The following is a 26,697-nucleotide window of genomic DNA, read 5'->3' on the forward strand; positions in this document are numbered from 1 at the left end:
GCTTGGGCCCTTGCAGAAAAAGCTGCGCTGAGCGCAGAGGGTTCAGGCCAGCGCCGCGGCACGCGGCATGGCGGGGTGTGCCACCTTGAGCACCAGCACACCGGCCACGGCCATCAGGGCGCCGACCACCAACATGGGCAGCTGGTAGCCGCCGCTGCTGTCTTTCAGCGCGCCGGTGATGAAGGGGGCGGCAAAGCCGGCCAGGTTGCCCACGGTGTTGATCAGCGCCAGGCCCGTGGCGGCCCCGGCACCGCTGAGGAAGCGCGCCGGCAGCGCCCAGAAATTGGGCAGCGCGGCAAAGATCGCGCAGGCCGTGACGGTGATCACCGCCACCGTGGTCACTGGCGACTGCATGTACAAGGCGCAAGGAATGCTGGCCGCCCCAATGAAGGCGGGCAGCCCGACATGCCAGCGCGACACCCCGTGGCGGGTGGCATGCTGGGTGGCCAGGTACAAGGCCACGGCCGCCGGCAGGTAAGGGATGGCCGTGATCAGGCCCTTCTGGAACACATTGAACTTGCTGCCGAACTGGGCCTCGAAGCCGCCGATCACCGTGGGCAGGAAGAAGGCCAGCGCATACAGGCCGTAGATGAAGCCGAAGTACACCAGGCTGAACAGCCACACCCGGCCATCGCGCAGCGCCAGACCCGCCTGGGCGCCGGGGGTCTTGGCCTTCTGGCGGGCCTCCTGAGCCAACTCGTCAGTCAACCAGCGCTGCTCTTCGGCACTGAGCCAGCGGGCATCGGTGGGCTTGTCGGCCAGGTAGAACCAGGCGATGAAGCCGACCACGATGGCCGGCACGGCCACGCCGAAGAACATGATGCGCCAACCCGCCAAACCGAACAGCCCGTTGGCCTCGATCAACAGGGCCGCCAGCGGCGCACCGATCACGGTGGTCAGGGGTTGTGCCAGGTAGAACAGGCCCAGGATGTGACTGCGGTAACGCGCCGGCACCCACTGGCTCAGGAACAGGATGGCGCCCGGAAAAAACCCGGCCTCCGCCACCCCCAGCAGAAAGCGAAGTGCGTAAAGGCCCTCGACGTTGCTCACCCAGGTGAACAACAAGGCCACCACACCCCAGCTCACCATGATGCGCGACAGCCAGCGACGCGCGCCGTACTTGTGCAGCGCCAGGTTGCTGGGGATCTCCAGCACGATGTAGCCCACAAAAAAGATGCCGGCGGCCATGCCGAACTGAGCCGCCGACAGCGCCAGGTCCTTGCTCATGCCGTTGGGGCCGGCAAATGAAATCGCGGTGCGATCCAGGAAATTGATGAAAAACATCAGCGCCACAAAGGGCACGAGCCGCCACGACACCTTGCGGATCGCGCTTTGCTCCACGGTTTTGACAGAACTGTTCACGAAGTCTCCTCGTTGTTTTGAGCCGCCCCACGTCATGGACAGGGCCTCTTCCAGCTGGTCTGATGAACTGGTGTGATGAGTAGACCACTGATTGAAAAATCCCCGCACTGGGGTTTTCACGGAGGACGCCTACCTGGCTTGGCGAGGGCCGTGACCAGGCCTCGGAGTGAGTCACTGACGGGCCATAATCGAAAATCGCCGATTTCGCCCAGCCCCTGCCACCGAGCCCGCCCGTCATGACCGAACCGATCCAGCGCCGCAAACTGTTCCAGGAGGTTCTTGATCGCCTGATGACGCGCATTCGCTCAGGCGCCATCCCACCGGGCGGGCAGTTACCCTCCGAGCGCGAACTGATGGAGGAATACGGCGTGGGCCGCCCTGCCGTGCGCGAGGCACTGCAGACCCTCGAACGATCAGGCATCGTGGAGATCGCGCATGGCGAACGCGCCCGTGTGGTGGTGCCTACCGCCGACCGGCTGATCGCTCAGATTGCTGGCGGTGCCATGCACCTGCTGCGCAGCCAGCCCGACTCGCTGGAGCATTTGAAGGATGCCCGGCTGTTTCTGGAGATCGGCATGGCCCGCCAGGCCGCCGAACGCGCCACCGAGGAAGACATCGCCCGTTTGCGCCTCGCGGTGGCACGCCACCGTGCCTCGCTGAACGACCTGGAGCGATTCATCGAACTGGACATGCATTTCCACCGTGAATTGGCCACGGTGAGCGGCAACCCGATCTTTCCGGCCATCGTCGAGGCCCTGTTCCGCTGGGCTGGCGAATACTACCAAGCCATGGTGCGCGCCCCCGGGGTGGAAGACCTGACGCTGGCCGAGCACGACCGCATCGTGGACGCCATTGCGCTACACCAGCCCGAGGCCGCCGCCGAAGCCATGCGCGCCCACCTGACCCGCGCCAACAAGCTCTATCTAAACCCGCAAGGGCAGACCGTGTGACGGCCCCGGGCAGCCAGAACCCGGGGTGCTCAGCCTGCACTTTCACACGTGAATAGCGCCGTCATGCCATGACGGCCTCCTGAACCGATCCAGGCACCCGGTCCCACCACGCCGGCTCACCGATGGCCGCCCGCAGGTGGGCCATGAACAATCGTGCCCGCTGAGAGCGGCCCCTGCCCGGCGCACGCACGGCGTGGATACCTGGCAAACCCGCAGCCGGTGGCGCACCCAACTCCTCCGGGAACAAGGCCACCAGGCTGCCGTCGCGCAGGTGGTCGCTCACCACCCAGGTGGCGATGTGCAGCACGCCCAAACCGCCCAGCGCCGCTTGCAACATGCCGTCCTTGTCGTCGGTGCGAAACCGCCCCCGCACGGCCAGGGGCTGATTGCGGTTGACGCCCGCATAGCGCCAGATGAACGACGGCGCTGGCGGCGTGGCCACGCTGATGCATTCGTGCTGCAGCAGCTCGATCGGCGAGGCCGGCCGCCCGGCCCGCGCCAGGTAGGCCGGGCTGGCACAGGTGACCAGGCGCACCGGCGCCAGCAAGGTGGCCTGCAGGTCGCTGTCGGGCAGCACGCCGATGCGGATGGCCACATCCACCCCCTGCTCGGCCAGGTCGATCACCTGGTCGCTGAGGTGCAGATCCACCTCCACACCGGGGTACTGGTGCATGAAGCCAGCCACGGCCGGCACCACATGGCGGCGCCCGAACACGGTGGGCGCCGCCACGGTCAGCGGGCCACGGGGCAGGTCGTCGAGTTGGTGCAAGGCATCGCGGGCCGCGGCGATCTCGCTGAGGATGGTGCGGGCCCGTGGCACGAACTGCTCGCCCGCATCGGTCAGGTGGATGCGACGCGAGCTGCGGTGGAACAGTGGCGTGCCCAACTCGGCCTCCAGCGCATCCACCTTGCGGGTGACGGAGGACACCGCCACATCCTGCTGGCGTGCCACCTCGGAGAAATTGGCGCTGCTGGCCACGGCGAGAAAGGTCTTGAGAGAATCGATCATGGGGCTTGGGAACCGAACCGGGTCAGGGAGATGAACGCTGCCAGAGCCTGCGGGCAGGCCCGCATTGACTTTGCAAACATCGCAAAGATACTTTGCACATCTTCGTATTGTTCTGTTTTTCGCAAAAAACAACAATAGCCGCTGTTTCCATTCCATCCCTGCAACCTGCACCCAAGGACACTTCATGAAAACATGGCATTCAAACCCCATCTCCAAGCCCGCAGCACGCCTCGGGCTGGCCCTGGCGCTTGCTCTGGGCGGCTTGGCCGGCACCGCCAGCGTGGCCCAGGCCGCGGCCCCGATGCAGAAAACCCAGGCCCCGGGCTGGTACCGCCTGATGGTGGGCTCGTTCGAGGTGACGGCCCTCAGCGACGGCACCGTGGACCTGCCGGTCGATCAACTGTTGCACGCCCCCAAGGGCCGGGTGGCCCAGGGCCTGGGCAAGCACTACCTGAAGGCCCCGCTCGAGACCTCGGTCAACGCCTTCCTGATCAACACCGGCAGCCGCCTGGTGCTGGTAGACGCGGGCGCTGGCGCCCTGTTCGGCCCCACCCTGGGGCGCCTGTCAGCCCAGATCAAGGCCGCGGGCTACCAGCCCGAACAGGTGGACGACATCGTCATCACCCACATGCACCCCGACCACGTGGGCGGACTGGTGTCTGAGGGCAAGGTGGTGTTCCCCAACGCCACCGTGCACGCCGACCAGGCCGACAAGGATTTCTGGCTGTCGCCCACCAGCCTGGCCGCTGCGCCCGATGCACAAAAAGGCTTCTTCCAGGGCGCCATGGCCTCGCTGAACCCCTATGCCGAGGCCGGCAAGCTCAAGACCTTCCAGGCCGATGGCGAGATCGTGCCGGGCCTGCGCAGCCAGGCCACCCATGGCCACACCCCGGGCCACAACGTGTATGTGCTGGAAAGCGATGGGCAGCGGATGGTCCTGCTGGGCGACCTGATCCATGTGGCCGCGGTGCAGCTTGAGTCACCCGAGATCACCATCGGCTTCGACAGCGACGAGGCCCATGCCCGCACGGCCCGGGCCAGCGTGTTCAAGGCCCTGGCCAAGGACGGCAGCCTGGTGGCCGTGGCGCACTTCCCCTTCCCCGGCGTAGGCCGCCTGCGCGCAGCGGGCAAGGGCTTTGTCTGGGAGCCGTTGAACTACAGCAGCCAGGTGAAGTAAGCGCTCTTGCGCTGAACAGGCGCAGGGCCGGAACGGGCCACGATCAGTGGCCGCCCGACCTGCGCGGCCCTCTTCCAGGCCTTGTTCCGCTGGGCCAGTGAGGACAACCAGGCCGGGGTTCCTGCCCAGGGGTGCAAGACCTCATGCGGGCGGGGTACCACGGCGCCGCGACGGTCATCGCCAGGCACCGGCCACTGGCCTCAACCCGCCGGCATGCTGGCACAGCCCTTGAAGACCCGTGTCTTGCACTGCCTGCACAACTCGGGCTGCAAGGCTTTGACCAGACGCCGGTCCACATCCTCGCCAGCAGCAAACACCTGGTCGCGGCCGATCAGGTCCAGGCAGCCACTTTGCTCCAGCATCTTCAATGGCTCGGGCTTGAGGTCGTACAGGTACAGGTGGCCGCCGCGTTCACGCAAACGCCTGGCCTCGGCCGCCAGCATCTCGGCACCCGACAAGTCGATCACATTGATGCCCGAGGCGATCAGCATCAGGTTGTTCTGCCGCACGCCCAACTCATCGAGCGCATGGATGCCCTGCTGCACATGGGTGATCGAGCCGAAGAACAGCGAGCCATCGACACGGATGATTTCCAGCTGCGGGCATTCGAGCTGACCTTGCACCGGCCTGAAGCTCAGCTGCGGTGTGCCCGGATCAGGCGTGACCACCTGCAGCGGCGGCTGCGAGGTGCGGTACAGGTACAACAGCACCGACAGGGCCACACCGATGTAGATGGCGGTCTCGAGGTGAAACACCAGGGCCGACGCAAAGGTGGCGATCAGGATCAGCCCTTCGCGCGGGCTGATGCGCCAGGTCTTGCGAATCTCGGCCACATCGACCAGCGTGCTGGCCACCAACACCAGCAGCCCCGCCATGGCCGCATAAGGCAGGTAGCGTGCCATCGGCCCCAGGAAGAACACCAGCGCGAACAAAATGAAGGCCATCGCCACAGCCGCCAGCGGGCTGCGTGCCCCTGACTCGACATTCACCCCCGAAGCGTTGAACGAGCCGCTGGACACATAGCTTGAACAGAACGCGCCTGCCAGATTGCCCAGGCCCTGGCCGATGAACTCCTGGTTGCCATCCACCCGTTGCCCGGTGCGACTGGACAGCGAGCGCGCAATCGAGGCCGCCTCGGTCAAGGCCAGAATCGACACCGCGGCCGCCGCCGGCAGCAGCTGACGCCATTCCGCCAGATCGAAATCAGGCGCCGTCAGCGGCGGCAGCCCCAGGCTCATGGCCGAGATCATCTTGATGTGCGTGACCTGCTGGCCCAGCAGCGCATTGAGCACCGCCGCCACCGCCGCGCCCACGCCGATGGCCCCGATCAGGTAGGGTACCTTGGGTACCCAGCGCTTGAAGGCCAGACCGCCCAGAACCGTGGACACGCTGACCGCCACCACCCAGGGCTGGATCTGGTCGAACTGCGCCCCCAGTTGCTGAAAGGTACCGAAGAACGAAGAGCCCCGCGCAATCGGCACGCCAAAAAAGCTGGCCACCTGATTCGCCACGATCAGCAGCGCTGCCCCTCCCGTGAAGCCCACGATCACCGAATGCGATACAAAATTGACCAAGCCGCCCATCCGAAGCAGGCCCAGCCCCACCTGGATCATCCCCACCAGCAGGGTCAGCGTCAGCACCAGGCGCACGTAATCGGGCGTGCCCGCCTCGGCCATTGGGCTGATGGTGGAAAACACCACGATCGACAGCGCCGTGGTCGGCCCCGACACCATCTGCCAGCTTGAGCCCCACAGCGCCGCCACCACCACCGGCACCATGGCGGTGTACAGGCCGTACTCGGGCGGCAAGCCGGCAATCGTGGCATAGGCCACGCCTTTGGGCACGATGAGAATGGCGCCTGTCAGGGCGGCCATCAGATCGAATTTCAGCGTTTCGGCCGTGAGGCGCGGCCAGTTGGTCAGAAACGGGAACAGCAGGGAGAGGATTTTCATGGGCGTGGGCCTTCAGCGTGGGTCAAAGCTCAGGGCGTGCCGCGGGCATACCAGTCGTGGAACGGGTGCTTGTCTGGCGCGTTGGCATCGAAGCGGGTGTAGGTCATGCCGGGTTGGGCCAGCGTGCACTTCACCAGGTCCAGCGCCTCTTGCTCGGCGGCTGTGAGGCGTATCCCAGCAAGCCGCCCATCCATCTCGCTGCTCAGATCCTGGCGCACCAGGGCGGTGCTGTAATTGCGATTCACGGTGGCCTGGTAGATCGCTACACCGCTGCTTTTGTCTCTGACATCGTTGAGAAGATCTTTGACAACCTGAGCTTCACCCCGGTTCTCAAGTGAGGCCACCAGCACACTCATGCCCAGGCCAAACAGGTCATGCTCCAAGCCGCGCTTCTTTCTCAAATCAGCCTTGGAGCCTCTAGGCAGGTTGTACGCCTGAGTGACCTGATTCACGTCCTCCCCTGCCCGTGCATCCGCCCGTTTGCTGAATTTGTTCAGACCATCGGAATCAATCAAATCCAGTTGCCCTGTCTTGACATCCATGCAGAAGTTATTGGGCTTGATGTCGCCGTGCACTGCCGCATGGGCATGCAATTGCGACAAGGTGTGCAAGCCGTTGTGCAATGCCTTTTGCCATTGACTGCTGGGCACCCGATGCGCGGTGTCGTTCATGATGTTGTCCATGCTGGGCCCACAGGCCTCGGGCATGACCGTCGCGACAATCTGCAAGCGCTCAGTCGCCTCGGATGGCTGCTCCAGAGCCCACTCGCGAAAGCGCTTGTCTGCGGGCACGGCGTGGTAGCGAGTGTCATCCCCTTGGGCATCGTTCAATTGCTCTGCCACGATGTACAGGCGGGGCGCTACAAAACCGGGCACCCCCTTGAGGTAGGTGGCCGCGCCGTTCAATTGCGCGCGGTCAAATTTACCGTCTGGCCCTGCCAGCTTCAAATTCTTGGGGGCCTCGAACTCCTTGAGCACCATGTTCTCGCCCGCATAGCTGGCTTTGCCCACAGCGCCATGGGCGCCGACGCCGATCGGATTGGCGTTCACACTTTTCAACGTCAGTCCAATTTTTTGATACAGGCCCTCCAGGCTGTGCTCCGATTGAACCTGCTGCTGCGCCCGCCCAATAAAACGCAGCATCACCTCGGCCGACACGCCTTTCTTGCCGGCCTTGTCACATTCATTCTTGAACTCAGCGAGCACCGCCGAACTCGCGCCCGCTTTGGCCAACAAGGTCTGCATGGCCTTGCCGGTCGCCAGACGCGCCGTTGAATGAGCCTTGCCGAACAAGCCACCCCAGCGCTTGGCGCCCACCAAATCCAGCGACGCGTCTTGCCGCCCCTTGTGGCTGCGCAGGCGCAAAACCCCGTCCCTGACACGGCCACTGTTGTCATCTCTCAACAACGCCCTGCCCAACTCAGCCAGCTTGTCTTTGGCATTGCCAATGATTGCTTCATTGCTGCCAATGGTGCTGGCGATGTTCGCAGCGCTGTTGCCCCTCAGGCCCTGAAAAGTAGTGATCGGCATCGTCAATTCCTCAGCCCATCAGGGCATTGCTGCCCAGGGGCAGCACCCCTTCGGCATCGGGTTCAGCCTGGGGCTCGCGGCACTGGCGGGCCAAGTCTTCGGCCTGTTGCAGGCCCTCGCTCATCAGGGCCTGCAGATCGGCCACGCCCAGGCCGGCCCACGGGCCTTGCCACTGCAGTACCAGCACGCCCTCGTCGTCCACGCTGGCCACCCAGCCCTCGGCGCGCAGGGCCTCATGGTTGAACTGGTGCAGCCAGCGCCACAGCGGGCGCTCGTCGCTGGGCTGCAAGGCCTCAGCGGGCAGCACGTCCACCTCCAGCAGCACCATGGCCGACTGACCGGGGTGCTGGCCCAGACGCAGGGCGTGCTCGCCGCTTTCAAACTCCAGCCCGTACAGGCCGGGGTCGGCGGACGCGCTTGAAGGGGCGGTATCGCCCGCCATCGCAGCCACCAGGGCGCTCAACAGGGCTTGAAAATCAGGGTCGATGGTCATGGGCGGGGAACGTTTTTGAAATGGGGGCCGTGGGTTCAGCCGCGCAGCACATGGGCCATGCCGATCGGCTCGACCCCCGCATCAGCAGTGGCCGCCAAGGGCGCCAACGACTGCCAAAGCGTGCGCAGGCTGGCCGCGCGCTGCAGGCCGTCAGCCAGGGTGGCGCGCAAGTCGGCCGCGGCCAGGCCCTGCCAGGACAGCACGCGGTTCAGCTGCAGCACCTCGTCGTCATCCAGGCTGATCAGCCAGCCCTCGCCCAACGCGGCCTCATGGTTCAGGCCGTGCAGCAGCGCCCACACCGGGGCATCGCCCGGCAACGGGGTTTCAAACGTGGGCAGCACCTCGATTTCGATCAACAAGGCGCCGGGCCGGCTCCGGTGGCGGCTCACGCGGCCGGCATGTGCCTCGCTGCCAAAGCTCAGGCCTGGGCTACCCGCCGCGGCCGGCTCGGCCGGCGGGGCCAGGTCGTTGATCAACAGCTCAAAGCCGTCCAGGGGGGCCTTCATGCGCTGTCCTCAGCCGGCCTTCTGGATGGCCGCCTTCATGGCATCGGCCACTTCCTTGACCACCGTGCTCTGGATGGATGACATCAGCGACCACTGCTGCACCTGCTGCTGCACCTTGAGCATGGTGATGGTGTCGGGGTTGGACGCCGCCGCGGCCAGGGTCTGCTGCAGGTTGGACTCCACGGCCTGCATGGCAGAGAGCATGTTGGTGCTGAGGCTGTCAAACGACAGGGCGCTGTTGCTGATGGTCATGGTGGGGCTCCGGTTGAAAAAAACGACGATTCGTCAAAGGGCTGTCGAGGGCGCTGGGCCCGCTCAGGTTCAGGCGTTGCAGCACCTGGCGCGCCGCACCCAGGGCCGCCAGGGCGGCGGCCATGTCGCGCTGCACCTCGGGGCGCAGGGCCTGGCGGCTGCGCGCCAGCAAACCAGACTCGACCTGGGCCAGGTGCTGGTCCAGTTGCTGTCGCAGCAGCCCGGCTTGCGGCCCGGACAGGGCCTCGTGCAGGTCCAGCGGGGTGGCCGCAGCCGGGTCGAAATCGGGCGCTGCAGGGCCTGAGAGGGATGGGGCGTTCATGGGGCACCTCGGGGCAGGGTCAGCGTCTGCCCCGCGCTGGTCTGAAAAATCACGGCGTTGTCGTCGATGCGGGCCAGCACCAGCCCCTGCCGCACCAGGCCACCGGGCAACAGCCGGCGCCCATCGGCCAACAGCACATAGGCCCGTTCGCCGCTGACCACAGCAGCCACCTGAGGCAGTCGCTCAGTGGCCGAGCGCGCCACGCCCCTCGGGCTGGCACCGGCGCCCGGGCCCTGGGCCATGGCCAGGTCGTCCAGGCTCACCGCACTGGCCTCGGGCAAGGCCTGGGCAATCAGCTCGCCCAGCACGGCGCGGTCCAGATCCGGACCGACGGGCCCGCTCACCCGCACCCGGCCGCCGGGTTCGGCGGTCAGGCGCAGCGCCGGCCAACGCGGGGCCAGGGCGGCCACATTGCGGGCAAACTCAGCCTGGGTCAGCAGATCCACCTTCAGCAGGCTCAGCCAGGGTGCGAGCCGCGCCAGCAAAGTGTCCATCGCGTCGTCACTGCCAACCACGCCCAGCAGGCGGATCCGACCACCCGCCACGGCGGTGGCGCGCACCGCAGCGCCCAAGCCGGCCTGGCCCAATTGGCGCTGCACGGCCTGCAGGGCTTGAACCGGGTCCAGGGGGCTGACCTCGATCCCATCTGGGCGATGGGCCTCGTGCACGCCCGCCTGCTGCAACCAAAGCTGCGCCCCCCCCAACAGGCCCAGGGCCAGGGCCAGCAAGCCCGCCAAGGGCAAGGCGCGGTGCCAGCGACGGCGCGGCCGGGCGGTGGGCAGCGACGCCTTGTGGCGCGGGTCTGCGACCGGGCCGCCAGCCTCAGCGCTCAAGGCACCTGCCGCAGCGCGGTCTGGTGCGTCAACCCTGTCCACAGGCGCCTCCGCTGAAGCCTCGGCATCCGCTTCGGGCCCCGGCACAGCCTGGGCCAGACGGTCGGGCAAGGCCTGGCATTGCTCGGCGGTGGGCACCGGGTCCGAGGCCAGGGCCGCTTGCAGGCACAACCCGCCCAGGCGCAGCGCCTGGCCCCAGGCCAGGTGAAGCGAGCCCAGGGCATCTTCCCAGTGCCAGCCGTCGTCCAGCAGCGACAGCGTGGCCTGCGGCAGCGGCAGGTCGCTCAACATCAGATCGGCTTCGTCGTCGGGCGCCACGCGCCAGTGGGCCTGGGCGTCGTGCCGCGGCAAGGCGGCCACCGCGCCCTCATGCACCCCGCTCAGCACCCGAAACTCAAAGCCGTCGGCGCTCACAGATCGATCCTCGCCAGCGGCTGGATGTTGATCTCTGGCGTCAGCTCCTGGTAGGACAGCACCTGCAGATCAGCCAGCGAACTTTCGATCAGGCGCCGCACATAGCGGCGGATGTCCATTGAGGCCAGCAGCACCGGCTTTTGGCCGGTGGAGGGCAAGGTGCCCACGCTGCGCTTGATGGCGTCCACCAGGCGCTTGCTCACCGCCGGGTCCATCGCCAGGTAGCTGCCGGCCGAGGTCTGGCGCACCGCAGCCCGAACGGCCTCTTCGGCCTTGGGCGCCAGCAGGTAAGCCGGCAAGGTGTTGAGGCCGCCGGAATACTTGTAGCTGATGTGTCGCTTCAGAGCGCCGCGCACGTACTCGGTCAGCAGCACCGAGTCCTTCTCTTTCTGGCCCCATTCCACCAGAGCCTCCAGCACGGTGCGCAGGTTGCGGATCGAGATGTCTTCGGACACCAGACGCTGCAGCACCTCGCCGATCTTCTGGGCCGGCATCACGCGCTGGGCCTCCTTGACCAGGTCGGGGTAGCGTTGCTCCATGGCCGTCAGCAGGAAACGGGTCTCCTGCACACCGATGAACTCCGACGAATGCTGGCGCAACACCGTGGCCAGGTGATAGGTGACGATCTCGCTGCTGGTCTTGACCCGCAGGCCGGCCTGGCTGAGCAGCTCGCCCAGGTGGGCACGCACCCAGAAAGTCTCGATGCCCGGCAAGAACGGTTTGTCGCTCTCGTAGCTCAGGCCCAGCGATTTGAGGGTCTGTTCGGGCTCCATCACCAGCAGCCAGCCCGGGCGCAAGCGTCCCTGGGCCACCGGCACCTCGGACAGCACAATCTGGTAGGCCTCGGCCGGCAGCCGGTCGTTGTAGCGCAGGTGAATGCCCGGGAACGGCACCCCCATGTCGAAGTACAGGGCCCGCCGGATCTTGACCAGCTCATCGTTGAGCCGCTGTGGGTCAATGGCCTGGTTGAGTCCGGTGAACACATCCAGAATCAGCGGCACCGTGGGCACGAACTCGTCGGTACCGTCCTTGCGCGCCGGGCGCGGTGGGCTGCCCGAGGCCTGCAGGGCCGGGCTGTCATTGATGTCGCCGTCCTCGTCGAGCGGCTTGGCCCCTTTGCGGGTGGCATAGCCGATGCCCAGCAGCGGCAGGGCCAGCAGCACAAAGATCTCGAGCGGCATGCCCGGGATCAGGCCCATGCCCAGCGCAATGCAGCCGCCAATCATCAGCGCCCGCGGCTCGGCCAGGATCTGCGCCCCCATGTCGCGCCCCACATTGCCCTCGCCGCCATCGGATTGCACCCGCGTCACGATGATGCCGGCGCAGATCGAGATGAACAGCGCCGGGATCTGCGAGATCAGGCCATCGCCGATCGACAGGATCGAATAGGTTTGCATGGCCTTGCCAGCCGGCATGCCGCGCTGCAGCACGCCGATCAGCAGCCCGCCCAGCAGGTTCACCGACACAATGATCAGGCCTGCAATCGCGTCACCCTTGACGAACTTCATCGCCCCGTCCATCGCACCGTACAGCTGGCTTTCTTTCTCGACCACGCCGCGGCGGCGCTTGGCCTCTGCCATGTCGATGGTGCCGGCGCGCATGTCGCCGTCGATGGCCATCTGCTTGCCCGGCATGGCATCGAGCGAAAAGCGCGCCGCCACCTCGGCCACGCGCTCAGCCCCCTTGGTGATCACCACAAACTGCACGATGGTCAGGATCAGGAACACCACCAGCCCCACCACCAGATTGCCGCCCACCACAAAGTTGCCGAAGGTGTCGATGATGTGGCCCGCATCGCCTTGCAGCAGGATCAGCCGGGTGGTGGCGATCGAGATGCCCAGGCGAAACAGCGTGGTCACCAGCAGCACCGACGGAAAGGTCGAAAACGCCAGCGGTGAGGGCAGGTACATGGCCACCATCAGCAGCACCGCCGACAGGGTCATGTTGACGCCGATCAGCGCGTCCACCACCAGCGTGGGCAGCGGCAGGATCATCATGAAGATGATGGCCACCAGCACCACCGCCAACACGATGTCGCTGCGCCGCGCTGCCAGCAAGGCCAGTTTTTGCAGCATCCGGTTCATGGCAAGGCCTTCACGGGTGTGGCTGCGTGGCGCCGCAGGGCCAAAAAGGCCTGCATGGCGGCGTCGGCTTCATCTTGCCGGCCCAGCGTGCTCAGCACCTGGGCCCGCAGGGCGTGCAGGCCGGCATCCACCCGGCCGGCCAGAATCAGGCGCTCCAGCACGGCCAGCGCCTGATCGGGCTGGCGGGCCCGTGCGTGGGCCAGGGCCAGGGCACGCAGGTGTCCTGCCTCGCCGGGGTCCAGATGGGCCAGGGCCTTCAGCAGGGTGCAGGCGCGGGCCGGGTCGCCATGCAGCAGGAACAAGCGCCCCACCATGCCCAGCACATCGCGTTGATCCTCAGGCAGCGCCATGCCTCAGCCCTGCATCAGTTGGTGGGCCATGCCGTAGGCAAGGTCATGGTTGGCCAGGTGTTCCGACAGCTCTTGCGTGGCACGCCGCAGGTCCAGGGCCATGGTCGGGTCGCTCGCGCCCTTGCTGGCCTGGCGCAGCGTGCCCAACAACTCGCCCAGGCATTCACCAAAACCCAGCGCGGTCAACACCCGGGCCGAGGGCATGGGCGCCGCACAGGCCCACTCATTGAGCAGCGCGTCGGTGCCCGTACCAATGGCCACCGTGTGTTTGAGGCCCTGCAACTCCAGGTCCGAGGCCCGGGCCGCCGACGATTCACCAAAAATTGCCTTCAGATCGAGGTGCTCGGCACGCCCGGGCTTGACGTCGCGGCCTTGAAAAAAGCCATACAGGCTGCCCAGGCGGGTCAGGGTGTCGGTCGTGGCGGTGTTGGAAGTTGAAGTGGCCATGGTGTGGGGTTCGGTTCGGGCGGGGTACGTGCGCAGTGCTGGGGCGCGCCGGGTGCGTCAGCCGATCTGGGCGGCGTGGCGCCACTGCGCGTGCCACTGCATCAGTTGTTCGACGGCCTGCTGCAGATCCGGGCCACCCAGGCCGTGTTGGTCGGGCAGGCGCAAGGCCAGCACCAGGCAGGCGTCCTGTCCCTGGCCATGCAGCCCCACCCGGATGGGCCAACGCCCCGTGCTGTGGCGTAGGTCACAGGCCTGCAGGGCCTGCAACAGGGCCGGGGTCGGCACATGGGGGCAATGCGCCACCAGGCTGATCACCAGGTGGGTGCGGCTCAGGTCCAGGCTCAGGCTGTCGCCCGTAGGCAGGCCCAGGCGCACATGACCTGCGGGGTGCAGGCTCAGGCCCTCCAGGCCCTGCAGCTGGCCGAACTCCGCCACGGCTTGTTCTGCACTCATTCGGTTTCCTCGCGGTCGATGGCCGCATCGATGGCCTGCTGAGCCGCGTCCAGCAGCGACTGCCGAGCCTCGGACGAGGCAAACACCTGCGGCGGCAGGTCGCGCAGCCCGGTGCGCAGGCCGGTCAGAAAATCGACCACACACGCGGTCGGGCGTGCCACACCACAGCGCTCGGCCACCCGGGTGAAGCGGCTGGCATCCACCCAGCGCTCACCGGTCAGCGCCACCAGCTCAGACGCCATCAGCGTGCCCTTGAACGGCGGCACCGCATGGCGCTTTGCCAGGGTCTGGCTCAGTCGGCCGCCCTGCTCGACCACGGTGGCAATCACCTTGAGCTGGAACAGGTCGGTCACCAGGTTCTGCAGCCGCGCCCGCTCGGCCGAGGGGCGCTCAGCGGCCAGGTCGGCACCCAGCGCATTGCGCAGGGTGTCCAGCACCCGCATGTAATCGTCGGCCCCGCCGCCCGAGGCCGTGTCCAGCACATGGCGCAGCGTCGAGGCCAGATCGGGCTTGGCCAGCACCGCGTCGCGGTAGGCACTGCGGAAGCCCTGCACCTCCTCGGGCGTGGCCAGCGCGGCCAGCGCATCGGCCGAGTTCATGTCGGCCCGGATCAAATCGCCATGCTCGGCCAGCAACTGGGCCGCCGCCTCTTCCACCTGGGCCAATGCCCGGCCGCCCGGGTCGGCACCAGCCACGCCATCACGGATCAGCGAGGCCACCTCCAGCAAGCTCAGGTACTGGCCCGACGGCTCGTCGCCTCGGGCCTGCGCCTGCTGGCGCGCCTGGCCCGGGTCACGCAACACGCGGCGGGCCAGGTCCTGCAACTCGGCCTCGTGTTCGGGCCCGGGCTTGCCGCCGCCTGACTGGCCTGCGCCCTGCATCAGGCGCTGCAGCTCTTGCAGCCGCGCCCGCGTCAAGGCCAGGTCGGCGTTGGGGCCGGCCCCCACGCGGCGCTCCTTGATCGAGCGCTCCTGCACCCGCGACGACAGGCTCTGGCTCAGCTCGTCGGCCGAATCGGACAACAGCGACATCGGCTCCAGCACCGCCAGCGCCAAGGTCTGCGCCCCCCCTGCGGCAGCAGTGGCCGCGCGCTGCTGAACCGGGGCATGGCCCAGGCCGGTCGGGCGGTGGTGCGAGCTGAGGGCTGAGGGGTGGTGCATGGCCTGTTCACGATAAGCTCAAACAAGCGCCCGCTACCTGTCCAAACCTGTCAATTGGGGGGGCGGGTCGTGGGGTCCAGGTCGGCAGACATTCTTGTCAATGCCCCCGCATGGCGTGCTGAACCGAATGGGTGCGACCTCAGGCGACGGCGCTGAGGCGGGGATCGTCCAGCCATTGTTGGTATTGGCCTTGTGCCCAGTTTCGATCGGCCCAGCGATCAGCAGGCTGATTGGCCGCATCCATCGCATCAAGCGCCCAACTCACCATCGGGCTCGGCTTGTCAATAACGGCTACCAACTGCTTCATGTGCTCGTACTTCTTTTCATATTCATTCATCTTTTTTTGATATGCTTCTTTACTGAACTTGAGGTTCCCACTTGAGAATAGGCGATGAAAAACATTGGCCCTTTTCAAGGCATTATCCATTTCAAAAGACGCTTGATTTTTTAATCTGACGGCATAGCCCGCTGAAATGGTGCTGGCATCAGCACCCGATGCTTGAGGCGATTTTTCTACCACGTCCTTGAAGGCCTGCTTGAAAGACGTGAATAACTCTGGCGACATTTCCATTTGCATGGCGATGACAGCCGTGGCGTGCAGATCTGATTCTGTGCCGTATTTTTCTCTCTTCAGTGCTTTCTCTGGCAAATAAGCATTGGTACCCGCCATTCCATTGACAAACCTTGAAGCAGGGCTTTTTTTACTGGTTTTGTGCAACATGCCGGTATCAATCAGCGAGATCTTTTTTGTCATCGGATCGAAAAACAGGTTTTCAGGTTTCAAGTCCCGATGTACAAAGCCGCGCCGATTGAGGCTTTTGACTGAGCCCAGCAAATTTTTGATAACCAACTGCCGCTCTGCCGCAGCCAGTGATTTGCTTTTGAGCAGCGAGTTCAACTCTTGCCCTTCGGCCTTGGGCATGATCAAGCCCGCACACGCCACGTCGCCCGCCCCCGCTGATTTGATCAACTGACGCAGTTGACCCGGTGCCAACATTTGATATTGGTGATGGGCCGTTTTCACCCAAAAATAGTTGGGCTGGACCACACTCACTTCGGCAGCATAGCCAGGCTCTTTGTTGCTGTTCAAAAACGTGACGATCGCCTCGTTGGTGACCTTGGTTCGGACCGAAGAGAGAGGCAGGGTTGCACCAGCCCCTGAACCGGTTTTGAAAGTCTTGAGTACAAAACCCCCCGCTTGCCCGGCGATTTTGATTTCTCGCGCGACACCAAACCCACCTGAGCCCAGAACCCGACCGAGTTCAATTTGAGCCACAGCTGCCAATTCATTGAGGCTGCTGGCCTGCAACACAACAGGGCTTGGGGATGGCGGCTGAGTCGGCTCTTCAAGCAAAGGCTCGGCCTGCAACTCATGGGCGTTCTGAAGGGCCTGCGCCATGAAATCGGGCTCAATGTCATGGTCTTGTCCCTGGGCAAGTTGCTCAAAAAGCCCCCCTGGGTGGACAGGTTCTGCGGGCGACTGGTTCAGGACAAGCGGGCGCTCGTGCACATCCAATCGCCAATCCCCGTCCTCCGGGGCCATCAGTGAGTCATCCACCGCGGTACCGAAAGGCTGGAAATCGTCTGCAGGCCTCTTGATCAAGTCAGGCTGCGGAGGCTCCTGGGCTTGGTCGTAGAGTTGATAGCTTGGGCTTTGGGTGGCCTCCGACTCAGGCTCAGCGAGCGCCTCATTCGAGGGCGGGCCCAGCAATGCCAACAGTTCACAGGCCTGGACTCGGTTGGCATGGCTCCCTTTCTTGTCGAGGTACGCGGTGAGTCGGGCTTCAGCGCTGTCCAAGCCAGCCCTTTTGAGCAAGGTGGACAAGGCCTCTCGGGTGTCGTTGAGACGCTGGTTGCCCAAACCCCGCCCCCACAGCCGAAACCCGCTCTTGCGCCTGAGTTCCAACTCTTTGCCTGCATTGCTGCGATAGGCCAGAGACAACACGCCATCGGCTTTGCCTGGTTTGGACAGATGGGCCTTGATATCGTTCAGCGCCTTGAGAGCTTGATCCTGTGTCAGGCCCTGCACATGGCGCATGAAGTCTGCGCCGCCCCGGGCCGTGATTCCAACGGGCATGGTGTGCTCCTTTCAACCGCGAATGAACTGACCCAGGGCCTCGGCAGGCAACGGCGCCTGCACCGCCGCCACCTCGGGGCTTTGCAGGCTTTGCGCCACGGCTTGCAACTGGGTGGCACGTGCCAGACCATCCCACAGGCACTCGCCCAGCGCCTCGCCCAGGGTGGCAGCCACGGCCACCGTGGTGCTGACGCTGAGCCAGTCTTCATCGTCGATCACCGCCACCCAGCCATGCTCAAAGCGCGCCTCGTGGTTGAGACGCATCAGGTCCAGGGCCAGGGCGGCCAGCGCCTCTTCGCCGAGCTCGTGCAGCGCACAGGCCTGCACCTCGATCACGGCCAGGGACTCGTCGGCGTGGGGGATCACCCGCGCCATGCGACCCTCGGCTTCAAACTCCAGGCCCAGCGGGTCGACCTCGGGCGGCACGGGCTGGCCTGCGGCGGCCATGGCCTCGGTGATCCAGCGTTGAAAAGGGGTGAGCGTGGCAGCAGCAGAGGTGTTCATGGCCGGGAAGGGAGAGAAAGGCGATGCCCGACCTTAATGCCGCTTGGGCGCTGGCAATCTGTCAGTTTCTGTCAATTCCAGGGGCGGACCGGCCGCACACCCTGAAGCAAACCCAACCCGGCAGCACTTGAAGCGCTGGGCAGTGCTCAGACCCCGCCCTGAACCAGTCGCTCCAACCAGGCCCCGACAGCCTGGTTGGCGCTGGCGTGGTCTTCATGCCCCCCCAGCACGGGCTGATCGGGATCTCGAAAGCCCGGGAACTGAGCCTCTGCAAGTCGCATGAGAGGCAGTTGGCGCTCGGCCGCCATTTGCATCGCCCGGGGGCCGAGTTCAGGCTCGTTGTCGGCCACCACATAGACCGGGCACTTTTCGCTGGGGCCCTTGTCACGCACGACATCGAGGTAACGCTCCGCCCCAAATTGCCCCACGGCGCCCTTGGCCCCTTGTTTGCCCAGCCACCCGAAATCGACCGCCGCCCGATCGGGCGCCGAGGCCATGGGCCGGTCATAAACCACGCCCATCAACTGTTCGCCCATGAGTTGAGCGTGGGCATGAACCCGACCGGCCGCCGCCGCCCCCAGGGAGTAGCCGCGCAAAATGATTTGATCAGGCCGAAAGCCCAGGCCCTTCACATGCTCATAGACCCGCATCGCATCGTCAGTGATCGACTTGGGCGTGGGATTGCCATGCCCGCTGGCGCCAAAGCCCCGGTAATCGACTGCGAGAAAATTCAAACCACCGGCCACCCCAGGGCCAGCCGCCTCGGCGGCCGGGTAGCCGTAGTCATGCACATGGCCATGCGAGCCTCCAAAAAAAATCACGATCGGTTGGCTGGTGTCCAGAGCAGCGCCCCCCTGCGCGTTGGCTGAGCGGCTGATGCCCACCAGCTCAGTGGTGTGGCGCCCCCCGGCCGGGATCACATAGCGGGGGTCTAAGTTGAGGCCCCATTGGCGCTGAAGTTGGCTGATGCGAGCCAAGCCCGGGCCCGTGGACGGTGCGCGCCGCTCGTCCCTCGTACCAAATAGCTGATCCCCCAACAGCAGGTTGTTGTTGCCCTCTTTGGGCAGCACCTGCTTGACGAGGCGCTCGCTGGTGCCCTGCACCAGGTGATCCTGCATCAAGGTGGCCAGCCCGCGCCCCCCCACCCGGTTGCCATGCTTTTGCAGGTACAGCTTCAACTGATTCTGGGCTGCGGGCGACAGGCCGGCCTGCTGGTACAGGTTTTGCAAAGCCTGGGCCGTGTCGGCCATCTTGCTGTCGCGGCGCGCAATGGCCTGGTACCAACTTTTGCGCTCGAACACCATGGCCTGCCCGGGGCGCTGGCTTTGGGTATGCATCAGTTTGAGCACGCCACTTTTGCCATTGATCTGGGTCTGAATCTGGTTCAGCACTCTGAGCGCGCTGTCGCTGTCGAGTTGCCGGACCCCGGCCAGGCCATGAACGGCCTGCCCTTGCAGCGATGTGATGGACGTTGCCATGTGAAAGCTCCTCTGAAGACCTTGCCGCAGGCAAACCTGTGGCGCTTAAACTGCCGGGGTCCCCCCAAGAACCCCTTGAACCCTGCCGGAGGCCCTCCATGAGCACCCCGTTTGAATCCCTCATGCAAGAACTGGCCGCCAGCCATGGCATGGTGGCCGACGCCGCGCCCCTGGGCCTGGAATTCAGCTGCGAGGGTCTGACCGTGCTGCTGCTGCCCCACCCGCTGCACCCCGAGCGCCTGCTGGCCGAAGTGGAGATGGCCCCACTGACCGCCCCGCTCACGGTGCCGCTGCTGAGCCTGGTGCTGCAGGTCAACGAGCTGGCGCGCTTTGAGCACGACTGGCAGATCGTGATGGACGCCGAGCAACACTTCAGCCTGAGCCGCAGCGCAGCCCTGCCGGGCCTGACACTGGCCGAACTCGAGGCCCTGCTGCAAGACGGCCTGGACCGCGCCCAGTCGCTGCAAGCCCTGCTGCAAAGCGCCGCCGAAGGCAACCCAGGCGATGACGAGGAGACAGGGGCCGAAGCACCTTTGCTGGCAGGCGGGTTGGCGCCGGCTTTCATGGTGCGCGTGTGAGACCCACTCAGGCCGCAGGCAGGGGCTGATTGCTGGCCACATGGTGGCTCAGGCGATTGGCCAAGTCTTCTTGCCACACCATGACGAAGGATGGATCACGCGACGCCTGGTCCCCTTGGACCACCTGCTGCACGGCCTCACGGCGATCCTCTGCCACCCGCGGGGCCCCGGCGTTCAAAGCTTGAAGCAACTTGCTGCGCTCGGCGTCCAAGACTCGGCCAAGCCAATGCGGTACCTTGCCTGCCGGGTCCTCTGAGGGCAATTTGGCCAATGCCACTTCGGTCGATTGCCAATCATCCAGCATCGCCAGGAAATCAGGGTTCAGAGCCTGTAACCAGGGCCTGAAACGCTCGCATTCACTCAGTTGGGTGGGAGCGTCTGCTTGCATGCAAAGCGCTTTGAACTGCGCCAGGTCCTCTGGTGTCCGCAAGCCCGGATCGGCGAGTTGACCGACCCACTGATCCCACTGGGCATCGTCAAGCGGGTCCGATCCGGCAAAGGCAGAGTGGATCAACGCGAAGATCGCCATCCGATGGGCTGTCAGATTTCCCTGCAATTCAGACTCAAGCGCACTGCGGGCTTCGCTGGCATCTTCGTACGCTTTCTTCGCTGCAACAAAAGCGTCGTGATCCTGAAATTCATCGAACATGGCTTGGCGATCGACGTGACGGGTGACCCTCACACTGAAATCAAGCCCCACCTGCCTGGCCAGCTCGATCCTGCTGCCCATGATGGCCTTCACGGTCGACGTGCCAAAGGCATCGACCCCATAGACAGGCTGGGTCCCCGGGGGGCCAAGCTTGTCCGTCAGCGCTGCCAAGGCTATTTGTGCCTGGGTCCAAGTGGCCTGCAACATGCCACGTGATCGACCCACCTGAGTGACCAGCCCAGGGATCTCGATCCCCAAGCGGGTGGCTGCGCTGATCAGCTCGCTGGTCACGTCCAAATGCAAGGTTCCGAATTCTTCTTTCACCATCAGCGATTTAGCCTCGAGCACCAAAATCGGACGCACCTGATCCAAGCGCAGTTGGGCATGGGGAGGCAGCAACGCCCGAAGCGCATCGATGGCAAGTTGGGGATGCCCTGCATCACTGGCGGCATTCAGGCGCATCAGGTTGATCTGCTGGTTCTTGCTCAAGGTGGCCGCATTACCAAAGTCAATCATGCCGAGCTCAGACGGGCGACCCTCGGCACCGTCAGCAAACATCAGGTTGCCTGCATGCAAATCGCCGTGGTAGAAGCCCGAGTGGTGAAAAAGCTCGCGGTTCCAGACGTTGTTGAGCTGCAACAAGCGTTCACACAGGTCCTGGGCGCGGTCACGCGCCTTGGCGAGCACCTCAGGGGGCTGCGCAGGGGCGGTGGCGACTTCTTCCAAGGTCTTGATGACCGCTTTGACACTTTGCCCGGGGATTTTTTCCAAGATCAAAAAATCGGCCCTGCTGGGCACGCCTTCGGCCAGGTGCATCACCCGAAGGCCGCCCCGGCGCAAACCCGAGCGTTGCTCATAGGCGCGGGCTTGCTCAATCTCTTTCGCCTCCAGCCGCAGGTCAAGCTCACTTTCGATCTGATCGGCAATCGAGCTCATCGAGCGCGCAATCGCGTCATTGCCCTGCGCGCCAGCACGTGCGGCACGCTGCCCGGCGATGGTGTCAAAAATTTCGCGCTCACGACCGGCCCGCTCCACCACGCCAGGACGGCGCAATTTGACGATCAGCTCTCGCGACACCCCGGCAGCCCCATCGGGCCCTGGGGGCGAAGTGAGCGTCACGGCCACGGTTTCTGCCACCGAGGCCGAGCTCAGCACTTTGATGGCGCTGACCTGGCTGCCATCTTTGACCAGCGAGCCCAGGGCCTGGTGCAGCAGCACCCGGCGCTCTTCGGCGTCCAGCGGGTTGAGGTTTTCCTTGAGCTGGTTCATCGCGGCCTTGACCGACGGGTCTTTGGCATCGGCCCCCATGGACTGCATCATCTTCTGCATGAAGGGGCCCGCGCCTTTGAGCAAGGCCACCAGCTGATCCATGGGCTCGGTGCTGTTGCCGTGCTCATACAGCGAGGCCAGCATCAGCTTTTTGTCGGCCGGCGTCTGCAAAGCGAAATAGTTTTGCATCACCTCTTTGAGAAACTGCCCCATCTCAGGCGGCAGCTCATCGGTCATGCCGTCAAGGTACCCGGCGAAGGTGCTGAAGTCGTAATCGGTGGCAAAGCCACCCACCCTTTGCGCAAAGGCCTGTACCTTGGCGGGGTCCAAAGGCCGGTGCCCCAAGGCTTTGAGCTCGTTGTTCACCTTGATATTCGACACACCGGCAGCCAAAAGATACTTCACCTTGCCGCCCGCACCAGCCCCCGGCAAATCCAACTTCAAACCCAGCAAATCCTGCAAGGCCACCATCAAAGGCTGGTCTTTCTCAACCAGTTCTTTCAGGGGGCCGAAGCCGTCGAAGGCGCCCAATGCCAACAGCTCAGGCAGGCGAAGCAACACCCGCGCCCCTTCCGGGTGGGCAGCCAGGGTTTGACCCAACCAGGACGCCTGCTCGTCGGGTGTCCCTGCCGGCATCTGCATCAGCCGGCCAATCAAGGGGCGAACCTGGTCAAAGTGCTCAGGGCGGATGTTGAACTGCTTTTGCAAGTGCTCGGTTTTCTTGGTGTCCAACAGCTCGCCCAATTTCAACCCCTCGGCCGGTGCGCGCTGTGGCACGCCCACCACCCATTGCTCACGCACCGCCTGAGGCTGGTTCTGGAAATCGGTGCGCATGGCCTCGAACTGTTCGCTGCGGGCCGGCTGAAAAGAGGCTTTGACATCGTCCCGCAAGGCTGAGAAAACGGTTTTCCGGTACTCGCCCGTCTGGTCTGCCACACAGGCCACGGCCAGCTCCAGCAGATCGACCGTCCTGGTTTCGGGGCTTTGCCACAGCGACTTCAAACCCGAGTCCTGCCCGCTGATGCCAATCAGCTTGATGGCCACGCTGCGCAGGTGCGCCTCTTTGGTCGGGGCCAGGTCGGTGGGGCGATCACGGTGCACCCGGAGCAGCATTTTCCAATCCGTGCGCGACACACCGCTGTCAATGTGTGGCTGTCCGACGCCATTGCAGATGGCCAGTCGCCGGGTGTAGCTGCCTTTCAGGGCGGCCACAATACCCACCGGGAAGAACGCCACGGCAGCCACCTTGGCCAGGCCGCACCACCGGGTGGCGTTGCTTTGGTACTGCACACGCAAACGCCCGCCATTGAGCACAGTGTCCTGGGCTTGCGGGTTGGGCAACTGGCCCAGGTTGCCCTGGACACGGGCACGAATCTGTTGGTCGATGCCTGGCATGGTGTCCCTCCGAACTCAGCCGTGAATCCAGCCCACACCGGGCACCAGGGCCGCGTCGGCGGCCACCGCTGGCGCCTCGCCCAACAGGCGCTGGCGCACGCTGGCCGCGGCATCGATGAAGTTGCCGATCAGCGTCACCAGGCCCGGGGCGTCCAGCCGACTCAGCGGCGCGCCATGGCACAGGTACACGTGTCGCTCTTCCTCATCGAGCGACAGCGCCGCGCCACCCGTGTCCAAGCCCAGAAAATTGAGGCGCAGCAACCAGGCAAACAAGGCCTCACGCCCGTCCTGGGGCACCTCGATCAGTTGCGCCGACAGCAGCAGGATGTCCGAGCCCTGTGTGCGCAACAGGGTGACACCAAAGCCATCGTCGTGCGCCAGAACGCACAGGCCTTCGTCGTCAAAAGCAGGCAACGGTCCCCCGCTGAATTCACCCAACAGGCACAGGGCCTCGGCCAACATGTTGTCGTAGGACATGGAGATGGTTTCATCTTGATCAAATCCAGCGCCACGTGCGCTGCCGACCCGGCCCGGCGCTGAAGGCGCGACCCGATGGTGCTGACCTTAAGCCAGACCTGGGGCGCTGAATCTGTCAGTTTCTGTCAATCACAGGCCAAGACGGCGCAAAGCGGCCGGCTTGCGGCAAAGTTCGACCCACACCCTGCCAACTCTTCAGGATTGCCACCATGAGCGAGCCCATCGACCCCAAGATCCAAGACCTCATCGACAGCTCGGAGCGTCTGATCGCCGAAGCCCAGCGGCACACGCTGGACGGGCTCTGCAAGGAGATGGACATCGATCCGGAGCGCCTGCGGGCCTTTCTGGCCCAGCACGACAGCCCCGAGAGCCAGGACCAAGCCGCCCAGGCCATCGCCGATGACCAACTCGAGGTTCAGCGCGAGATCGACGCCGAGGCCACCCGGCGCGGCCTGCTTCGCCCCGCGCCCCGCGTCCGGGTACGCGGCCTGCGGGTCTGAGAACCACCGGCCCATTGCCCCCTTCAGGAGAAATTCACATGGCCACCAGCGGCATCACCTCCAACAACGCGGCCCCCGTGGGCCAGGTCCAGGACATCGACACCAGTTCGATGGACATCGAGTCCCTGATCATTGCCGTCGTCCAAAAGCGGGTCGAGCACTGTGAGAACCAGGTGCGCATGAAGGTCGAAGACATGCAGATGCGCAACAACAAGCTCAAGGCGATGGGCGAACTGCAGGCCGAGATCACCAAGCAGATGAAGGGCTTCAACAACGACGCCAAATCGGCCAGCGAGCGCGATGACTCCGGCAGCACCTACCGCAAGCAGGTGGATGGGGCTTTCGACGGCCAATCGGCGGTGAGCGGCACCGACGCCAGCGTGAAGAACCGCGACACCGTCAACCAGAAACTGGACAGCTTCGACAAGAAAGACGATGTCCACGCCGGTCTGGACGAACGCCTCAAGGCCATTGAGGCCGCGAAGATCCCGGACGACGCCAAGCAGATCTACCGCGACAACATTGCAGCGGCTCGCACCGCCTACGACGCGGGCCTGAGCCGTGACGATGCCTATGCCATGGCCAAGGGCGAGGTCAGCTACGGGGCGCTGGAAACGCTGAAGCAACAGGTCTCGGCCAAGGTCGACGCGCTGGGCAACGACGCCCAACTCGACCAGATCGCCCTGCAATCGTGGACCACGAAGATGACCAACACCCAGCAACTGTTGAGCACCTTGATCAAGAAGTTCGACGACACCCATTCGGCCATCATCCGCAACACCTGAGCGACGGAGCCGCCCATGAGCCAAACCACAGCCTCTGCCCCAGCGGGCGCCGACGCGTCGCCCTCGCCCGAACTGCTGGCCCGGATCCAGGCCCACCTGGCCGCGGGCGGCACCATCGGCGACCTGCGTGGGCTCACCACCCAGGACTACGAAGCCGCCTACTGCATCGGCCACACCTTGTATGGCCGCGGGCAGTACGAGCCTGCGGGCCAGGTGTTCGCCTTTCTGGTGATGAACAATCCCTATGACCGGCGCTTCAGCCAGGCGCTGGGCTCGGCCCTGCAGATGCAGGGCAAGCATGCCGACGCCTTGGGCTACTACATGGCGGCCTCGGTGATGGACGCCGCCGATCCGGTGCCCCTGTTCCACACGGCCGAATGTCTGGCCGCCCTGGGGCAATTGCAAAACGCCTGCGAGGCCCTGGGCTTTGTGGTGCGCCTGTGCAAGACCCCCGCCCAGGCCGAACTGCGTGAGCGCGCCAGCGCCCTGCTGGCCCTGATGCAAAAAGCCCGGCCCGCCACCCCGGCTGCCGAGGCCCAACCATGAACACCCCCATCGGAGGCCCGCTGAGCCCCCCGGGGCTGCTGAATCTGCGGGGTTCACAAGAGGCCGACGCAGCCGCCCAGGCGGCCCAGGCAGCCACCGAAACCCAATCGGTCGATCTGGACCGGCAGCGCGTGGCCGAGGCCCTCCAGGCACTGGGCCAGCCCGCGGTGGGCCAAGCTGCAGCGGCGTCCCAGCCCATCCCCTTGCCCCCACTCAACACCGAGGCCCTGCCCGAGAACCTGAGTTCCGATGACCTCATCTCCTGGGCTGCCGCCACCTTCGACAAGACCCAGACCAAGTTGGGCGAGGTCACCATGACCGGCATCCAGAATCAGAAGGAACGGCTGGCCGCCGTCAATGCCGACAAGCTGGAAAAAATCAAGGACGCGCAGCGCAAGGCCGAGGAGGCCGAACCCGGCTTCTGGGGCAAGGCCTTTGGCTGGCTCAGCAACATCGCCACGGCCGTGGTGGCCGCCGTGTCGGTGGTGGTGGGCGTGGTGGCCTGCGCCACCGGCGTGGGCGCCCTGGTCGGGGTGGCGCTGATCGCCATGGGCACCTACATGATGGCGGGCGCCGTGGTGGACATGGTGGAGGACGTGCGCAAGGAAATGGGCCTGCCGCCCCTGGGCTGGAGCCCCACCTTGGGTCAACTGGCGGCCTGCATCGCCAAGGCCGTGGGGGCCAGCGAAGAGGTGCAGAGCTACATCAAGATGGGCGTCGACCTGGTGACGGACATCGCCATCGGCATCTGCACCGGTGCCCTGGTGATCAAGGCCGTGTCGCTCATCGCCAAGGTGGCCAGCTCTGCCAGCAAGCTCGTCAACATGCAATCGACCGTGCGCAAGGCCACGATCGGGACCGAGACCGTCGATGCCGGTGCCTCGATCGGACGAGGTCTCATCGGCGTTGACACGGCCATCAACGCCAATGAAGCCGCCAAAGCCAAGGCCGAGGTCAAGACCATGGTGGCCCTGCTGGCCAAGATGCAGGCCATGTTCGAACTGATGAGCGACGAGCTCAAGAGCATTCTTGAGCGCCAGGCCGATGGCCTGAAGCGCTGCAGTGACATGGTGGCCGATCGCGGCGCGGCCCAAGCCCAACTCATGACCACCCAGATGGCCTGAGTGCCGAAACGGATTGGACCCA

General features: G+C 65.1%; 26 protein-coding genes. 7 read left to right on the plus strand and 19 right to left on the minus strand.

Going from position 1 to position 26,697, the window contains the following annotated elements; all coding sequences use genetic code 11:
- Window positions 1–42: 42 nt before the first annotated feature.
- Complete coding sequence (locus tag AC07VS_RS12880) at window positions 43–1,362, minus strand: MFS transporter (protein WP_492347734.1); 1,320 nt, start codon at window positions 1,360–1,362, stop codon at window positions 43–45.
- A 236-nt stretch (window positions 1,363–1,598) separates the two neighbouring features.
- Between AC07VS_RS12880 and AC07VS_RS12885 the strand changes: the two genes are divergently transcribed.
- Window positions 1,599–2,312, plus strand: coding sequence for a transcriptional regulator NanR (locus tag AC07VS_RS12885; protein WP_494751121.1), 714 nt, complete (start codon window positions 1,599–1,601; stop codon window positions 2,310–2,312).
- A gap of 61 nt (window positions 2,313–2,373) precedes the next feature.
- Here the strand turns inward: AC07VS_RS12885 and AC07VS_RS12890 are convergent, their stop codons facing one another.
- A complete protein-coding gene (locus tag AC07VS_RS12890) occupies window positions 2,374–3,321 on the minus strand; it encodes a LysR family transcriptional regulator (RefSeq protein WP_494751122.1) in 948 nt (315 codons plus the stop codon).
- A 184-nt stretch (window positions 3,322–3,505) separates the two neighbouring features.
- On the opposite strand from AC07VS_RS12890, the gene AC07VS_RS12895 reads away from it, so the two are divergent.
- Window positions 3,506–4,498 (plus strand): MBL fold metallo-hydrolase, encoded by a 993-nt coding sequence (locus tag AC07VS_RS12895; RefSeq protein WP_494751123.1) that lies wholly within the window; start codon window positions 3,506–3,508, stop codon window positions 4,496–4,498.
- A 200-nt stretch (window positions 4,499–4,698) separates the two neighbouring features.
- Here AC07VS_RS12895 and AC07VS_RS12900 read toward each other — a convergent pair whose 3' ends face one another.
- The 15 genes from AC07VS_RS12900 to AC07VS_RS12970 form a co-directional block, all read right to left on the minus strand.
- Complete coding sequence (locus AC07VS_RS12900; protein ID WP_492347728.1) at window positions 4,699–6,450, minus strand: SulP family inorganic anion transporter; 1,752 nt, start codon at window positions 6,448–6,450, stop codon at window positions 4,699–4,701.
- Window positions 6,451–6,479: 29 nt separating this feature from the next.
- Window positions 6,480–7,766, minus strand: a complete 1,287-nt coding sequence (locus AC07VS_RS12905) for a hypothetical protein (RefSeq protein WP_494751124.1) — start codon at window positions 7,764–7,766, stop codon at window positions 6,480–6,482.
- 223 nt (window positions 7,767–7,989) lie between these two features.
- Window positions 7,990–8,472 (minus strand): hypothetical protein, encoded by a 483-nt coding sequence (locus AC07VS_RS12910; RefSeq protein WP_494751125.1) that lies wholly within the window; start codon window positions 8,470–8,472, stop codon window positions 7,990–7,992.
- A gap of 35 nt (window positions 8,473–8,507) precedes the next feature.
- Window positions 8,508–8,978 (minus strand): hypothetical protein, encoded by a 471-nt coding sequence (locus AC07VS_RS12915; RefSeq protein WP_494751126.1) that lies wholly within the window; start codon window positions 8,976–8,978, stop codon window positions 8,508–8,510.
- Window positions 8,979–8,987: 9 nt separating this feature from the next.
- Window positions 8,988–9,230, minus strand: coding sequence for an EscF/YscF/HrpA family type III secretion system needle major subunit (locus AC07VS_RS12920; protein WP_492347724.1), 243 nt, complete (start codon window positions 9,228–9,230; stop codon window positions 8,988–8,990).
- The gene (locus AC07VS_RS12925) at window positions 9,199–9,552 is read right to left on the minus strand and encodes a hypothetical protein (RefSeq protein ID WP_492347723.1); all 354 of its coding nucleotides are present in this window, start codon (window positions 9,550–9,552) and stop codon (window positions 9,199–9,201) included. The genes AC07VS_RS12920 and AC07VS_RS12925 overlap by 32 nt, the downstream gene beginning before the upstream one ends.
- Window positions 9,549–10,799, minus strand: coding sequence for a SctD/MshK family protein (locus tag AC07VS_RS12930; RefSeq protein ID WP_494751127.1), 1,251 nt, complete (start codon window positions 10,797–10,799; stop codon window positions 9,549–9,551). The genes AC07VS_RS12925 and AC07VS_RS12930 overlap by 4 nt, the downstream gene beginning before the upstream one ends.
- Window positions 10,796–12,883 (minus strand): type III secretion system export apparatus subunit SctV, encoded by a 2,088-nt coding sequence (sctV, locus tag AC07VS_RS12935; protein WP_494751128.1) that lies wholly within the window; start codon window positions 12,881–12,883, stop codon window positions 10,796–10,798. The genes AC07VS_RS12930 and sctV overlap by 4 nt, the downstream gene beginning before the upstream one ends.
- Complete coding sequence (gene sctY / locus AC07VS_RS12940) at window positions 12,880–13,233, minus strand: type III secretion apparatus assembly chaperone SctY (RefSeq protein ID WP_494751129.1); 354 nt, start codon at window positions 13,231–13,233, stop codon at window positions 12,880–12,882. The genes sctV and sctY overlap by 4 nt, the downstream gene beginning before the upstream one ends.
- A gap of 3 nt (window positions 13,234–13,236) precedes the next feature.
- The gene (locus tag AC07VS_RS12945; RefSeq protein WP_492347719.1) at window positions 13,237–13,680 is read right to left on the minus strand and encodes a hypothetical protein; all 444 of its coding nucleotides are present in this window, start codon (window positions 13,678–13,680) and stop codon (window positions 13,237–13,239) included.
- Between the two features lie 57 nt (window positions 13,681–13,737).
- Window positions 13,738–14,133 carry a type III secretion system chaperone family protein gene (locus AC07VS_RS12950; protein ID WP_494751130.1) on the minus strand — a complete coding sequence of 132 codons (396 nt, stop codon included), beginning with the start codon at window positions 14,131–14,133 and terminating at the stop codon, window positions 13,738–13,740.
- Window positions 14,130–15,293: a TyeA family type III secretion system gatekeeper subunit gene (locus AC07VS_RS12955; RefSeq protein ID WP_492347717.1), complete on the minus strand. Its 1,164-nt coding sequence runs from the start codon at window positions 15,291–15,293 to the stop codon at window positions 14,130–14,132. Before AC07VS_RS12955 ends, AC07VS_RS12950 begins: the two co-directional genes overlap by 4 nt.
- A gap of 139 nt (window positions 15,294–15,432) precedes the next feature.
- On the minus strand, window positions 15,433–17,370 hold the full coding sequence (locus tag AC07VS_RS12960; protein ID WP_494751131.1) for a protein kinase domain-containing protein: 1,938 nt from the start codon (window positions 17,368–17,370) through the stop codon (window positions 15,433–15,435).
- A 12-nt stretch (window positions 17,371–17,382) separates the two neighbouring features.
- Complete coding sequence (locus AC07VS_RS12965; protein ID WP_494751132.1) at window positions 17,383–17,874, minus strand: hypothetical protein; 492 nt, start codon at window positions 17,872–17,874, stop codon at window positions 17,383–17,385.
- A gap of 146 nt (window positions 17,875–18,020) precedes the next feature.
- Entirely contained in the window at window positions 18,021–19,352 is a 1,332-nt protein-coding gene (locus tag AC07VS_RS12970; RefSeq protein WP_492347714.1) for an alpha/beta hydrolase, read from the minus strand.
- Between the two features lie 98 nt (window positions 19,353–19,450).
- Here AC07VS_RS12970 and AC07VS_RS12975 point away from each other — a divergent pair, with 98 nt between their 5' ends.
- On the plus strand, window positions 19,451–19,930 hold the full coding sequence (locus tag AC07VS_RS12975) for a hypothetical protein (RefSeq protein ID WP_494751133.1): 480 nt from the start codon (window positions 19,451–19,453) through the stop codon (window positions 19,928–19,930).
- A 7-nt stretch (window positions 19,931–19,937) separates the two neighbouring features.
- Here the strand turns inward: AC07VS_RS12975 and AC07VS_RS12980 are convergent, their stop codons facing one another.
- Both AC07VS_RS12980 and AC07VS_RS12985 read right to left on the minus strand, forming a co-directional pair.
- A complete protein-coding gene (locus AC07VS_RS12980) occupies window positions 19,938–23,243 on the minus strand; it encodes an AarF/UbiB family protein (RefSeq protein ID WP_494751134.1) in 3,306 nt (1,101 codons plus the stop codon).
- Between the two features lie 15 nt (window positions 23,244–23,258).
- Window positions 23,259–23,720 (minus strand): type III secretion system chaperone, encoded by a 462-nt coding sequence (locus AC07VS_RS12985; protein WP_492347711.1) that lies wholly within the window; start codon window positions 23,718–23,720, stop codon window positions 23,259–23,261.
- 209 nt (window positions 23,721–23,929) lie between these two features.
- Between AC07VS_RS12985 and AC07VS_RS12990 the strand changes: the two genes are divergently transcribed.
- From AC07VS_RS12990 to sctE, 4 genes are read left to right on the plus strand one after another with little or no spacing between them, the layout of a single operon-like run.
- Window positions 23,930–24,220 carry a hypothetical protein gene (locus AC07VS_RS12990; RefSeq protein WP_492347710.1) on the plus strand — a complete coding sequence of 97 codons (291 nt, stop codon included), beginning with the start codon at window positions 23,930–23,932 and terminating at the stop codon, window positions 24,218–24,220.
- Window positions 24,221–24,258: 38 nt separating this feature from the next.
- Complete coding sequence (locus tag AC07VS_RS12995) at window positions 24,259–25,005, plus strand: hypothetical protein (RefSeq protein WP_492347709.1); 747 nt, start codon at window positions 24,259–24,261, stop codon at window positions 25,003–25,005.
- Window positions 25,006–25,020: 15 nt separating this feature from the next.
- Entirely contained in the window at window positions 25,021–25,551 is a 531-nt protein-coding gene (locus AC07VS_RS13000) for a SycD/LcrH family type III secretion system chaperone (RefSeq protein ID WP_494751135.1), read from the plus strand.
- Window positions 25,548–26,675: a type III secretion system translocon subunit SseC family protein gene (gene sctE / locus AC07VS_RS13005; RefSeq protein WP_494751136.1), complete on the plus strand. Its 1,128-nt coding sequence runs from the start codon at window positions 25,548–25,550 to the stop codon at window positions 26,673–26,675. The genes AC07VS_RS13000 and sctE overlap by 4 nt, the downstream gene beginning before the upstream one ends.
- The last annotated feature ends 22 nt before the right edge of the window (window positions 26,676–26,697 follow it).

Source organism: Curvibacter sp. GW821-FHT01G03 (assembly GCF_059422285.1).